Below are 13,306 nucleotides of genomic sequence, written 5' to 3'. Positions count from 1 at the left end.
GACCCTACTATCTTTGGTATGACGTCTCACGAGGAGTACAACGCACGCCGATTCGTATGGGCCAACGGTCTACAGGGCATCGGTGACCAAATCGTCGCCGCGAAGACGGTCCTGCCGTGGCTATTCACGGCTGCCGGGGTTCCGGCCCTATTCACAGCGTTCTTGGTGCCGATCCGCGAATCGGGCTCAATGCTGCCGCAAGCCGCGTTGAGCCCCTGGGTCACATCACAGAGGTCGCGAAAGTGGGTGTGGTTGGTTGGTTCGTGGGGCCAGGCCACATCAGCGGCGCTGATTGCACTCGCCGCGGCACTGCTCAACGGCGCCGCACTGGGTGTTGCGGTTGTCATCTTGCTTGCGGCGCTGTCTATCTTCCGCGCGCTGTGCTCAATCGCAGGCAAGGACGTACAAGGACGAACCGTGTCGAAAGGCCGGCGTGGCCTCATCACAGGCCAAGCGACCGCGCTGTCTGGCGCCGTCACCCTCGCGATCGGTGTCCTGTTCGCAATTCTCCCGAATGACCTACCCCGATGGGTCCTGGTGACGCTCCTTGCGGCGGGCGCCTCTACCTGGGCGTTCGCCTCCCTGGTTTTCCGCACCATTAAGGAGCCTGAAGAGGAACCGTCGGAGGCCTCCAGCAAGGGGTGGGCACGCCAAACGTGGGACCTGATTAAGGACGACAGGGACCTGCAGAAGTTCCTCATCGTTCGCTCCCTCATGCTGGTCACCGCCTTATCGACGCCATTTATTGTCGTGCTGGCCCAGCAACAGGGCACGAACCTTTCCTCACTCGGCGGCTTCATCCTGGCATCGGGTGGCGCAGCACTCGTTGGTGGAAAGGTCTCCGGTATGTGGGCGGATAAGTCGTCGAAAAACGCGATGGCGTGGGCTGCTGGCGCCGCATCCGTCGTGCTCGTGCTCTTGGTGATGTCCGGGCACTGGCTTACTCCCGAGGCCAACCGCTGGATCATGCCAATCGGGTTTTTCCTGGTCAACTTGGCACACACGACGGTGCGCGTAGGCCGAAAGACCTACCTCGTGGACATGGCGGAGGGCGATCGCCGCACCATGATCACGGGCGCCGCGAACACAGCGATGGGGATCGTCCTGCTGATCGTCGGTGCGATCTCATCAGCGATTTCGACCCTTGGACCTGAAGCAACGCTGCTATTCCTAGCCGCGGTCGGCGCGGTGGGTGTGTGGCGCGCGGCAGGTTTGAAGGATGTGTCTGCAAACTCGCGCGTGTAGCGCGTTATGCTGTTGTGCAGTTGGTTTTATACCTCATTCACCGATGAATTAAGGAGTACCCGTTCAGTGGTAAATCATCCTGAATGCGCCGTCGTAGTCCTCGCCGCAGGTGCGGGCACGCGCATGAAGTCCAGCATCCAGAAAACACTGCACGAGATCGGCGGACGCAGTCTGCTGGCGCACTCGCTGCACGCAGCCAACGCGGTAGGCCCGCAGGAGCTCGTCGCGGTTGTCGGCCACCAGCGCGACCAGGTCTCCCCCGCCGTCGATGCCATCGCCGAGGAGATGGGGCGCAGCATCAAGCAGGCAGTGCAGGAGGAGCAAAACGGCACGGGCCACGCGGTGCAGTGCGGGCTTGAGGTCATCCCAGACTTCGAGGGCACTGTCGTTGTTACGAACGGTGATGTGCCGCTGTTGCAGCCATCGACAATCACCGAGCTTATCGACGCCCACAAAGCCACCAGCGCCGCCGTCACCGTGCTGTCGCTCGAGTTCGACAACCCAACTGGCTACGGCCGCATCATCCGCGACGCTTCCGGCAACGTGTTGGAAATCGTGGAGGAAAAGGACGCTAACGAGGAACAGAAGAAGGTCCGTGAGGTCAACTCCGGCGTGTTCGCCTTCGATGCCGCGGTCCTGCGCGATGCGCTGACCCGCATCGACGCCAACAACGCGCAGGGCGAGCTCTACATCACCGACGTACTCGGCATCGCGCGCGGCGACGGCAAAGCCGTCAGCGCCTACGTGGCGAAGGACCCTCGCGAGTTGGCCGGCGTGAACGACCGCGTGCAGCTCGCCGAGGCCGGCAAGGAACTCAACCGTCGCCTGGTCGAGCGCGCCATGCGCGCCGGCGCCACTGTCGTCGACCCTGCTACGACATGGATCGGCGTGGATGTTGAGATCGGCCAGGACGTCATCATTCAGCCAAACACACAGCTGTGGGGCTCAACCGTGATTGGCAACGGCGCGACCATCGGCCCAGATACCACCTTGACGGACATGGAGGTCGGCGAGGGTGCACAGGTTGTCCGCACGCAGGGCTCCCTCTCCGTCATCGGCGCGAACGCGAACGTCGGCCCATTCACGTTCATCCGCCCAGGCACCGAACTTGGCGCGAATGGCAAGCTCGGCGGATTCGTCGAAGCCAAGAACGCAAAGATTGGCGAAGGCTCAAAGGTGCCACACCTGACCTACATTGGCGACGCCACCGTTGGCCGCGAGTCCAACATCGGCGCATCGTCTGTGTTCGCCAACTACGACGGCGTCCAGAAGCACCACACCACGATCGGTGACTACTGCCGAACTGGCTCGGACACGATGTTCGTAGCGCCAGTAACCGTAGGCGATGGCGCGTACACTGGCGCAGGTACGGTGGTAACAAAGGATGTGCCGGCGGGTGCGCTGGCCATCAAGGAAGGCCATCAGCGCAACATCGAAGGTTGGGTTGAGGCCAACCGCCCGGGTACGGACGCAGCGAATGCTGCAAAGAAAGCACGCGAGAACTAAAGGATCACCATGACTGGATATTCCACGGAAAGCCAAAAAGACCTCAAGCTATTTACTGGACGCGCCCACCCTGAGCTTGCGGAGGCCGTCGCAAAGTGTCTGAACATCGAGTTGGTACCGACCACCGCGCGCGATTTTGCGAATGGTGAAATCTTTGTCCGCTTCGAAGAGTCCGTGCGTGGCTCGGACTGCTTTGTGATGCAGTCGCACGCGCAGCCGCTGAATAAGTGGCTGATGGAGCAGCTCATCATGATTGATGCACTCAAGCGTGGTTCCGCAAAGCGCATCACCGCGATTCTGCCGTTCTACCCGTACGCCCGCCAGGACAAGAAGCACCGTGGCCGCGAGCCTATCTCCGCCCGCCTGGTTGCTGACCTGCTCACCGCTGCCGGCGCAGACCGCATCGTGTCCGTGGATCTGCACACGGATCAGATCCAGGGCTTCTTCGATGGCCCGGTCGACCACATGCACGCTCAGCCAATCCTGGTGGACTACATCAAGTCCAAGTACCCGATGGACAACCTCGTGGTGGTCTCCCCTGACGCTGGCCGCGTGAAGTCGGCTGAGAAGTGGGCCAATATGTTGGGTGATGCCCCGATGGCGTTCGTGCACAAGACTCGAGACATCGACGCCGCGAACAAGGTTGTCTCCAACCGCGTTGTCGGCGACGTCGACGGCAAAGACTGCATCCTGATGGACGACATGATTGATACCGGTGGCACCATCGCAGGTGCGGTCGGCGTGCTGAAGAAGGCCGGCGCGAAGTCGGTCGTCATCGCGTGTACCCACGGTGTCTTCTCTGACCCGGCACGTGAGCGTCTGAGCGACTGTGGCGCGGAGGAAGTGATCACGACCGACACGCTTCCGCAGAGCACCGAAGGCTGGAAGAACCTCACCGTGCTTTCCATCGCTCCGCTGCTGGCAAAGACCATTCACGAGATTTTCGAAAATGGCTCGGTAACGACGCTCTTCGAGGGACAGGCATAGCCTTACGCCTCACTTTCGGGATCTCCCCCTTGCGCGCTTCCCCGCGAAGCGGCGTCAAGGGGGTTCTTTGTGCACACCCAACGGTTGTCTGACACACGCAATTGATTAATGTGTGAGGAAGCCTCCGGCTATCCGGCAATCTTTATCGCAAGGAGTACGCCAATGAGCGGCGATGAACAACACCAAGTCACCAGCGATGGTGGCCTGCAGCGCAAGGTGAAAAACCGCCAGCTGCAGATGATCGCATTCGGTTCCTGTATCGGAACTGGCCTGTTTCTTGGTTCTGCGGAATCCATTAGCTATGCGGGCCCAGCGGTCCTGCTCACATTTTTAATTGTCGGGTTCATCGTCTATCTGCTGATGCGCATGCTCGGCGAGATGGCAGTAGCGCATCCTGTCTCAGGCTCGTTCGCGGCCTATGCTCGTGAGTTTATCGGCCCGCGCGCCGGGTTTATCACGGGATGGAACTGGTGGTTTACCACCATCGTGGTGGGCATGATTGAGCTCACCGCGATGGGTACCTTCCTCGACTTCTGGTTCCCTGACATTCCACACTGGCTCACTGCGCTTGTCACGCTTGTCGTTGTGATGCTTGTGAACGCAGCACGCGTGAGCGTGTTCGCAGAGGCCGAGTACTGGCTCTCACTGTTTAAGGTCATTGCGCTGATCCTGATGATCATTCTGGGCGTTGTGCTGGTGCTTGGTCTTGGTCCGGAACCAGCAGTCGGTTTTGGCAACCTCTTTGTCCACGGCGGATTCTTCCCGAATGGCGCATCTGGTGTGCTGTTCTCCCTGGTAGCGGTGACCTTTACATTCGGCGGCATCATGTCGATCGGCACGGCAGCTGGCGAGACAGAGCACCCGGAGAAGACGATCCCACGCGCAGTGAACTCTGTTATTTGGCGCATTTTGGTCTTCTACATCGGTGGCATGAGCGTCATCTTGCTGCTCGCGCCGTGGGACGAACAGGATATTTCCGCCAGCCCGTTCGTCAGGGTGCTCTCCTCTGTGGGAATCGACAGCGCCGCCCACTTGCTCAACCTTGTTATTTTGGTAGCGGTTGCGTCAGTGTGTAACACAATGACGTACTCGGGAAGCCGTATGCTGCGCGATCTCGCGCGCAATGGCCAGGCGTCCTCATTTTTCGCAGCAACAACCAAAAAGGGGTTGCCGCTTCGCGCTCTGCTGTTCAACGGTTCGCTGATGGGCATTGTGGTCTTCATGAACTACTTCTTTGAGGGTCGTGTGTTCGCCATCCTGCTTGCCATCATCGTCGGCTCCGAGCTGATTACTTGGGCTGCTGTGTGCTTCGCGCACCTGAACTTCCGGAAGACGCACCCCGATGTGTCGTTCCGCGCTCCGTGGTACCCAGTGGCAAACTGGATCTGTGCAGGGTTCTTCATCCTGGTGCTGGTCCTGATGGCATTCCTGCCTGATTACCGCACCGGCCTGTTCGCTCTGATCGGCTGGGTGATCGCGCTTTCAATCATTTGGGCGTTGAAGCCGAAGTCGCGCGCCTAAAATTTTCTATTCTCTACTCAAGGAGCATCCGAGTTGATTCGCAAAGATCTCGATAGCCTTCCGTCCTACGTCCCCGGCCAGAGGAACGAGCGTGCGGTGAAACTTTCCTCCAATGAGATTGCTGAGGGCCCACTGCCCGCAGTAGAGGAGGCGATGGCACAATCACTGCGGTCGGTGAACCGCTACCCGGACATGGGTGCGATGCAACTGCGCGAGGCGATTGCTGCCTCGCTCGGCGTGCGGTCGGAGCAGGTCGCTGTCGGCACCGGGTCTTCAGCGCTGTGCCAGCAGCTGGTGACCATGACCTCGCAGCCGGGCAACGAGGTCGTCTTCCCATGGCGGTCGTTCGAGGCGTACCCGATTTTCGCTCAGATCGCGGGAGCTACGCCGGTTGCAGTGCCATTGACCGCTGACCACCGGATGGATTTGCCAGCGATGGCGGATGCAATTACCCCACGAACTTCCCTGGTGTTTGTGTGCAACCCGAATAACCCGACGGGCACCACAATCACGGAGCGTGAGTGGGCTGACTTCATGGCCCGCGTCCCTCAAGACGTTATCGTCGCGCTGGACGAGGCCTACTTCGAATACAACGCAGCTACCGACTCCCCGCGCGGTGTCGATGAAATTCAGGTGTATCCCAACGTTGTGTGCCTGAGGACCTTTTCCAAGGCGTATGGGCTGGCCGGAGCGCGCGTTGGCTACGCGTTCGGCCAGGAGGAGACGATCGATGCGCTGAATAAGGTCGCCGTTCCGTTTAGTGTGAGCTCGGTGGCACAGGTCGGTGCGCTTGCTTCCTTGTCTTCACAAGACGAGCTCCACGACCGCGTCGCCCGGACGCGCGCGCAGCGTGAGCGGCTGCAGGAGTTCTTCGCTGCATACGGAACTCCCCACTCCGAGGCGAATTTCGTGTGGGTTCCGGCAGAGAGTTTGAACGAATCACCGCAGGAGTTGGCGGCGCAGCTTGCTTCGCACGGGGTGCTTGTTCGCGCCTTTGATGAAGGCATCCGTATTACGGTGACAAACGAGGAAGAAACCAATGCGTGCACTGCCGCCTGGCGGGCGCTTGACAATGGTGGGCGTCGAAACCTAAGCTAGCTGGGTCTCGGCGAGGGCTGATTTTGGCCGTTATCGACGCGATATGTATCTCAGACTTTGGCCTGTGATCACTCGACGAGCAATTTGTCCGTTCAGTGGTCACAGGTTTTTTGTGGCCCAATTACAAAAGGAGTCACAAACATGGCTATTACCCCAGTTGTTGTCCCAGGTCAGAAGCGCGAAGAGTTCGGCAAGGGCGCTGCACGTCGCCTGCGTCGCGACGGCCGTATCCCGGGCGTTCTCTACGAAGCTGGCATCGACAACATCCACTTCTCTGTCGACCGCATCGAGATGACCTCCATCGTGCGCAACGAGGGCGTCAACGCCATTGTTGAGCTGGAGCTCGACGGCGAGAAGCTGCTCGCGATGGTCAAGCACATCGACCAGAACGTGATCACCCTCGATATCGACCACATCGACCTGCTCGGCATTAAGCGCGGCGAGAAGGTTGTCGTCGAGGTCCCTGTTGTCACTGTCGGCGAGGCTCACCCAGACGCAGTCGTCCTGGTCGAGTCCGACCTGATCGAGATCGAGATCGACGCTCTGAACATCCCGGACGAGATCGAGGTCAACATCGATGGCAAGGAGATCGGCGACCTCATCACCGCTGCCGACGTCACGCTGCCTGAGGGCGCTGAGCTGGTGTCCGCTCCGGATCACCTGCTGGTGAACTTCACCTACGAGCAGGTTGACGAGGATCTCGAGGCTGCAGCTGAGGAAGCTGAAGAGGGCGGCGCTGAAGCTGGCGCAGAGTCCACTGAGGAAGCTGAGTAATCCTCCCGCTGCGTTTCACAGCGTTTCGACGCCCCGTTCCACATGCGAGCGGGGCGTTTTGCCGTCTGCGCCTATGATGTGGGAATGACTGCTTCACCAATCATCGTCGTGGGCCTTGGAAACCCTGGCCCAAAATACGAAGGAACCCGCCATAACGTAGGCGTGTCTGTTATTGAGGAGCTCGCGGGCAGAGCAACGATGTCGCCGGCGACGCTTGCGCTACACAAACGCACGAATACCCAGGTTGCGGAGCTCGCCGCAGGCAGGCTTCTGGCGGACCGTCGAGTAGTCCTGGCACGTACGCAAAGCTATATGAACGTGTCCGGCGGCCCGGTCAAGGCGCTGCTTGACTACTTCGACGCCTCCCCCGCGGACCTGTACGTGGTCCACGACGAGCTTGACCTTCCATTGGGAGAAGTGAAGCTGCGCACCGGCGGAGGCGACCACGGGCATAACGGGCTGAAGTCGGTGACCCAGTCGCTGTCGAAGCTGAAAAACGGTAAGAACTACCACAAGCTTGCGGTCGGGATTGGCCGCCCGCCTGGCAAGATGCCGCCGGCGGACTTTGTGCTGCGCCAATTCGCGGCGAAGGAGCAGATTGATGTCGCAATTGCTGTTGCGGATGCGGCTGACGCCCTCATCGCCCAAGCGCAGGGTTAAACAGGGCTAACGGGTACCTGCTATCCACGCTTCCACGGCCGCCGCGGGCCCCGTAGGCAAGGTGCCTCGCCGAGCGCCAACCAGGCAGTAGTCATTCTCCGAGGTCATGGGTCGCAGGTAGGGGTAGAGCGGCGGCAGATCGGGGTGTGCGTCTGTGAACGCGCTCTGGATACCCCTGGCGACCCGTCCGCTGAACGCCCTGCTAGCAATCGTCGACCGATCGCTTTGGAGCAGCTCGCGGTTACGCAGGCTCGTTCCGGCTTCGTCCGTCATGAGGAATACGCTGCCGCAGGATACCGCCGTAGCGCCTGCTTCAATGAGACGGTCGACGTCGTAGGGCGTGCGCGCTCCCCCGGCCGCGATGATTGGCACTCCGATGCTTGTGAGCACGCGGACGAGCTCCAGGGTGTCACGTGGGTCCGGCATCTCGTTCGGCGACCACGTAGCACGGTGGCCTCCTGCAGAAATTCCTTGCACCACGAGTGCGTCAACGCCACGCGCGACGGCAACCTTCGCTTCTTCTTCGTTGGTGACGGTCGCCCAGGCCTGCGCGCCGGCGTTGTGTGCGCGTTGAATTTCGCGCTCGGAAAAACACCCGAACGTCGAGGAGACCACTGCAGGGCCAGCCTCGAGCGCAATCGCAAACTTATCCTCGAAGCCACAGCTCAAGTCAACATCCGGCACCTCCACCCCAAGTTCCGCGACCAGCGCGCGGACGTCACGCTGATCGGGCGCAATCTGCTGTGGCATGAAGAAGTTCACGCCAAAGTTGCCGTTGACCTCCGCAAGTTCTTCGCGGGCCTGCGCGACGCTACAGGTCCCAAACGCAAGGAACCCAAACGTCACGGCGTTGACAAGGGCCGGCCTGGAGGGTCCTCCCGCCATCGGAGCCGCAATAATCTTCGGTAGCTGCATACCCATACGCTAGCGGCTCCCACCGTGAGAATCGAGGGGTTTTGCCTTACACTAGCCTCCGTGTTGAACTTCTTCCGCCGCCCCAAGCGCACCAACTCTGTCCCTAAGCAACCCGAAAACATTGACTGGCTCGTCGTTGGGCTGGGCAACCCAGGTACCCAATACGAGAAGACGCGGCACAACATCGGCTACCTCGTTGTGGACGCGCTCGCGGAAGGGCTTCCGGTCACCACCGGCCGCGGATACTCCTTCGCCGTCAAGGATGGTGTGGCCTACGCCCGCGCACACACCTACATGAACGAGTCTGGCAAGGCCATCGCCCCGCTCGCCGCGCGCTACAACCTTCCCCCGGAACGGATCGTGATCGTCCACGATGAGCTGGATCTTCCTCCCGGGAAGGTGCGCCTGAAGCAGGGCGGCAACGAGAACGGCCACAACGGGTTGAAGTCTCTGTCGCAGGAGCTCGGGGCGCGCGACTACGTGCGGGTGCGCGTCGGCATCGGCAGGCCGCCGAAAGCAAGCGGCATCGCTATCCCTGACTGGGTGCTCGCGGACTTCGCATCTCAACCCAGCGAAGCAATCGCGTTAGCCGCCGACGCCGTCCGTGTAATCACCACATCGGGGTTGGCGCAGGCGCAAAACGAAATCCACCCGCGCAGCTAGCCCGCGGTGGCACCTACTGGGAAGCGTAGTGGTGACGCAAGAACTGTTCCAACGCATTCAGCATCTTCGTCAGGTCGGTGTTCTTCTGAGGGCGCGGGGTGAGGGTGCCGTTGGTGGCGTCGTCGAAAAGTGAAAGGGCAACTTGGTTGCGCACGTCGAACATCGAAAAGTTTGCGACGATCTGCCGCCAGTGCTCCACCGCGCGAATCGCGCCGTCGGCACTGTATCCAACGAATGCGACGGGCTTCATGGCCCACTCGCCGCTGAGGCTGTCGTAGGCGTTCTTCATCGCGCCAGGCACGGAGTGATTGTGCTCAGGGGTAACGAAGATGTAGCCGTCGCAACTATCGACTGCGCGAGACCATGCGGTAACACGCTCATCGGCGTACTGTTTGTTCGCGCCCCCAGGTAGCGTCGCCGTGTCAAGCAGCGGGACTTGAAACTCCTGGAGATCAAGGATCTCGTAGGTGACGTCGGGGCTGTTCGCAGCAGCATCAGCGACCCAGTGGGCAACTTGCTCGCCGAAGCGGCCTTGTCGAATGGATCCGAGCACGATTCCGACTTTCATCACAAACCTCACAGTGTTGCGTTACGTTGACCTAATTCTTTCCCAACCGCGGCGACTATAGCACCGCCGCTTCTCACCCTACCTGCCTCCGGTTGTCTATCTCCCCCGCCTTGCGACTACGCTTGAGCACTTATGAGCACGTCTACTGGTACCCGCGCAGAGGCCCACCGTCGCCGCACGTTCGCAGTCATTGCCCACCCCGATGCTGGTAAGTCAACGCTGACGGAAGCGCTTGCGTTGCACGCGCACGTCATTTCGGAGGCAGGTGCGGTGCACGGCAAGGGCAACCGCAAGTCGACGGTCTCCGACTGGATGGACATGGAGAAGGAACGCGGAATCTCCGTAGCGTCCTCGGCGCTCCAGTTCGAGTACCTCCCCGAAGGCGCGGAGGCGACGACGCCCTACATGATCAACCTGGTTGATACGCCTGGTCACGCCGATTTCTCCGAAGATACCTACCGCGTGCTGTCCGCAGTCGATGCCGCTGTCATGCTTATCGACGCCGCCAAGGGCCTTGAGCCACAAACCCTCAAGCTCTTCCGCGTCTGCAAGGCGCGCGGCTTGCCGATCGTCACGGTGGTCAACAAGTGGGACCGCATCGGCCGCGAGCCGCTCGAGCTGGTGGACGAGATTGTCCAGGAGATCGACCTGCAGCCGACGCCGTTGTACTGGCCTGTCGGCGAAGCTGGCGACTTCCGCGGCCTCGCCCACATCAACGCCGACGGCGAAGCAGACAACTACATCCACTTCATCCGTACCGCCGGCGGGTCCACTATCGCGCCGGAAGAACACTACTCCCCTGATGAGGCAGCTAACCGCGAGGGCGAGACCTGGGAAACCGCCGTCGAGGAGGCCGAGCTGCTCGCCGCTGACGGCGCTGTGCACGACCAAACCCTGTTCGAGCAGTGCGTGACCTCCCCCATCATCTTCGCGTCCGCGATGTTGAACTTCGGTGTCCACCAAATCCTGGACACGCTGTGCGCTATTGCCCCGGCCCCGCAGGGCCGCGACGCCGACCCCAAGGCCGTCGAGACTTCAACCACCGCGATGGATTCCCACCGCGAGCTCGACGACGACTTCTCCGGCGTGGTGTTCAAAGTCCAAGCTGGCATGGACAAGCACCACCGCGACACCTTGGCGTTTATGCGAGTCATCTCCGGCGAGTTCGACCGCGGCATGCAGGTTACCCACGCGCAAAGTGGCCGTACCTTCTCCACCAAGTACGCGCTGACTGTGTTCGGCCGAAACCGCGACACCGTGGAAACCGCCTTCCCCGGCGACATCATCGGCCTGGTCAATGCCGGATCGCTTGCGCCGGGCGACACGATCTACGCGGGCAAGAAGGTGCAATACCCGCCGATGCCGCAGTTCGCACCGGAACACTTCCAGACGCTGCGCGCTAAGTCTTTGGGCAAGTATAAGCAGTTCCGTAAGGCCCTCGACCAGCTGGATGCGGAAGGCGTTGTCCAGATCCTGCGCAACGACCTGCGCGGCGACGCTGCTCCGGTCATGGCGGCCGTCGGCCCGATGCAGTTCGAGGTCATGCAGGCTCGCATGGAGCTGGAGTACAACGTGGAAACAGTCACGGAACCAATCCCGTACTCGGTGGCCCGCCGGACTGACGCCGAGTCTGCGGAGGCGCTTGGACGCCAGCGCGGCGTCGAGATCTTTACGCGCTCCGACGGCGAGCTGATCGCTCTGTTCGGCGATAAGTGGCGCCTGGCCTTCATCCAGAAGGAGCACCCGAACCTGACGATGGAGCCGCTCGTCGCGGACTAGGCCTCCAGGTCCTTCTCGACGTCGTCATCCTCCTCCTGCGCTTTGAGCGTTGAGGCACTGCGGTCGATCCAGCGCTGCACTTTCAGCCGGAAGTCGACCGCTTTCGTGCTTCTCGGCGGGACCTGAATGATTGTTTTTGCGTCATAGCCGACCTGCAGCTGTTTCACGCGCAGCACTTCCGCGTCGATCTTGACGCCTTCAAGTAGCACGACGTTCATCACCCACACCAGGACAAGCACGGCACCTGCCGTACCGAACGCCCCGTACGCGCTCGAAATCCCGATCGTGCCGATGAACCACGAAAAGCCAAGCCAAATAATGAAAATCGCCGTCAACGCCATCGAAGATCCGAGGGTGAGCAGGCGAAACTTCTCCGGCCGTACGTTGGGCGAAACGTAGTAGAGCACGGAGATCAACGCGATCGCAGTCACGATGATGACTGGGAAGCGGGCGTAATCCCAGACAGGCAGGAAGATCTTTGTCAGGTAATCAACGGTATCTGTCATCCCTAGAGGTTCTGCGATCGGCTGCAGCAGACCGTTCACAATTGACTCGCGCAAAAACGTGCCGACGATGATCACGATCACCCCAAGCACCATTATCAGCGTGGTGACCCACATGGTGAACCACGTGCGGACCAGGTTGCGCCCCTCTATGCGGCCGTACATGACGTTCGCGTTCCGGGAGAAGGACCGCACGTACGCGGATGCGGAAAGAAGCGAGACCACGATCGATACCACCAGCGCAATCGTGCTCTGCGCCGGGGTGCCAATCACCGTCAGGAGGAAGCGCAGGGCCTCATCCTCCAATGCTTCGGGTACATAGAGTGCAATGAAGTCGTCAATGATGTCATTGACGGCGGCCTCGTCACGTGGCAGCAGCAGCGTCGCGATCGAGTAGACCGCCAAAATCATCGGAGCGATAGACAACACGGCGTAATAGGTCAGCGCAGCCGCGCGGTCAAGCATCGCGTCAACGGAGAAGTCTGCAATGACACGCTTGGCCACGTATACCCAGCCCTGCGGCGTCACTCGGTTATCTTTTGTGAACACGTCAGGCCTGTCGCTGTGCTGCGGCACGTGCACGAGTTCGCCGGGACCATAGGGCACGACGTAGTCTGTCGCCGGAGGCGATTCGCTGTGTTCCATGGCGTTTACCCTAGTACAGGGTATCGTGTGCACCATGAGCGTGTTGGGTCAGATCAAGAAATGGTTCGGGGCGGGCGCTGCTCCTGCACTCGCAGAGTACCCGACGGAGTATGAGCGTGTGGAGCTCCCGGTGCTCAAGGTCACGACTGCGGCGCTCTCTCCAGGTTCGGACGAACGATTGGTCGTCGTGACCTCTACACCGGCGGCACTCGCGGAGCTCCAGCGTATCGACGGCCCGCTCCAAATGATCTGCCCCGGCGCGCGCACCGTGACTTGGGTGCCCGTCAAAAAGCCCGCTGTTCCTGTACTCGACCCCAATGCTGGATGGGTCATCCCGCTGACCGCTGAGGCGCGTCAGGAAATCGCTTCGCTGCCGGCGACCGAAGGCGAGCTCGAGCTGCAGACCATGCACCTCGCGTTCATTCTCGAGTCTGTACAGTAA

General features: G+C 60.9%; 13 protein-coding genes. 10 read left to right on the top strand and 3 right to left on the bottom strand.

The features are described 5' to 3' along the window. Nucleotides 1–18: 18 nt before the first annotated feature. The 7 genes from KBP54_RS03960 (at nucleotide 19) to pth (KBP54_RS03930) (ending at nucleotide 7,791) form a co-directional block, all read left to right on the top strand. Nucleotides 19–1,245 carry an MFS transporter gene (locus tag KBP54_RS03960; protein ID WP_256006399.1) on the top strand — a complete coding sequence of 409 codons (1,227 nt, stop codon included), beginning with the start codon at nucleotides 19–21 and terminating at the stop codon, nucleotides 1,243–1,245. Between the two features lie 66 nt (nucleotides 1,246–1,311). Continuing rightward, a complete protein-coding gene (gene glmU / locus KBP54_RS03955; protein WP_071573299.1) occupies nucleotides 1,312–2,751 on the top strand; it encodes a bifunctional UDP-N-acetylglucosamine diphosphorylase/glucosamine-1-phosphate N-acetyltransferase GlmU in 1,440 nt (479 codons plus the stop codon). Between the two features lie 9 nt (nucleotides 2,752–2,760). Continuing rightward, the gene (locus KBP54_RS03950; RefSeq protein WP_070362775.1) at nucleotides 2,761–3,738 is read left to right on the top strand and encodes a ribose-phosphate diphosphokinase; all 978 of its coding nucleotides are present in this window, start codon (nucleotides 2,761–2,763) and stop codon (nucleotides 3,736–3,738) included. 162 nt (nucleotides 3,739–3,900) lie between these two features. Beyond that, nucleotides 3,901–5,259 carry an amino acid permease gene (locus tag KBP54_RS03945; protein WP_070976174.1) on the top strand — a complete coding sequence of 453 codons (1,359 nt, stop codon included), beginning with the start codon at nucleotides 3,901–3,903 and terminating at the stop codon, nucleotides 5,257–5,259. A 33-nt stretch (nucleotides 5,260–5,292) separates the two neighbouring features. Then, nucleotides 5,293–6,357 (top strand): histidinol-phosphate transaminase, encoded by a 1,065-nt coding sequence (hisC, locus tag KBP54_RS03940; RefSeq protein ID WP_070976173.1) that lies wholly within the window; start codon nucleotides 5,293–5,295, stop codon nucleotides 6,355–6,357. A 141-nt stretch (nucleotides 6,358–6,498) separates the two neighbouring features. Continuing rightward, complete coding sequence (locus KBP54_RS03935; RefSeq protein WP_070362778.1) at nucleotides 6,499–7,131, top strand: 50S ribosomal protein L25/general stress protein Ctc; 633 nt, start codon at nucleotides 6,499–6,501, stop codon at nucleotides 7,129–7,131. A gap of 84 nt (nucleotides 7,132–7,215) precedes the next feature. Then, on the top strand, nucleotides 7,216–7,791 hold the full coding sequence (pth, locus tag KBP54_RS03930; RefSeq protein WP_256006397.1) for an aminoacyl-tRNA hydrolase: 576 nt from the start codon (nucleotides 7,216–7,218) through the stop codon (nucleotides 7,789–7,791). A gap of 6 nt (nucleotides 7,792–7,797) precedes the next feature. On the opposite strand, the gene KBP54_RS03925 is transcribed toward pth (KBP54_RS03930), so the two are convergent. Continuing rightward, on the bottom strand, nucleotides 7,798–8,712 hold the full coding sequence (locus KBP54_RS03925) for a nitronate monooxygenase (RefSeq protein WP_256006395.1): 915 nt from the start codon (nucleotides 8,710–8,712) through the stop codon (nucleotides 7,798–7,800). A 54-nt stretch (nucleotides 8,713–8,766) separates the two neighbouring features. Here KBP54_RS03925 and pth (KBP54_RS03920) point away from each other — a divergent pair, with 54 nt between their 5' ends. Further along, nucleotides 8,767–9,369 (top strand): aminoacyl-tRNA hydrolase, encoded by a 603-nt coding sequence (gene pth, locus KBP54_RS03920; protein WP_256006394.1) that lies wholly within the window; start codon nucleotides 8,767–8,769, stop codon nucleotides 9,367–9,369. Nucleotides 9,370–9,382: 13 nt separating this feature from the next. Here the strand turns inward: pth (KBP54_RS03920) and KBP54_RS03915 are convergent, their stop codons facing one another. Then, nucleotides 9,383–9,937, bottom strand: a complete 555-nt coding sequence (locus KBP54_RS03915) for an NADPH-dependent FMN reductase (RefSeq protein ID WP_256006614.1) — start codon at nucleotides 9,935–9,937, stop codon at nucleotides 9,383–9,385. A gap of 132 nt (nucleotides 9,938–10,069) precedes the next feature. Between KBP54_RS03915 and KBP54_RS03910 the strand changes: the two genes are divergently transcribed. After that, nucleotides 10,070–11,716: a peptide chain release factor 3 gene (locus KBP54_RS03910; protein ID WP_256006392.1), complete on the top strand. Its 1,647-nt coding sequence runs from the start codon at nucleotides 10,070–10,072 to the stop codon at nucleotides 11,714–11,716. Here KBP54_RS03910 and KBP54_RS03905 read toward each other — a convergent pair. Next, nucleotides 11,713–12,864 carry a YihY/virulence factor BrkB family protein gene (locus KBP54_RS03905; protein ID WP_070976166.1) on the bottom strand — a complete coding sequence of 384 codons (1,152 nt, stop codon included), beginning with the start codon at nucleotides 12,862–12,864 and terminating at the stop codon, nucleotides 11,713–11,715. The two genes, KBP54_RS03910 and KBP54_RS03905, sit on opposite strands and share 4 nt — an antisense overlap. On the opposite strand from KBP54_RS03905, the gene KBP54_RS03900 reads away from it, so the two are divergent. Beyond that, nucleotides 12,863–13,306, top strand: coding sequence for a hypothetical protein (locus KBP54_RS03900; RefSeq protein WP_070479302.1), 444 nt, complete (start codon nucleotides 12,863–12,865; stop codon nucleotides 13,304–13,306). The two genes, KBP54_RS03905 and KBP54_RS03900, sit on opposite strands and share 2 nt — an antisense overlap.

The organism is Corynebacterium pseudogenitalium (assembly GCF_024453815.1).
GTDB classification, from domain to species: domain Bacteria; phylum Actinomycetota; class Actinomycetes; order Mycobacteriales; family Mycobacteriaceae; genus Corynebacterium; species Corynebacterium pseudogenitalium.
This window is presented reverse-complemented; position numbering and strand designations above follow the sequence as displayed.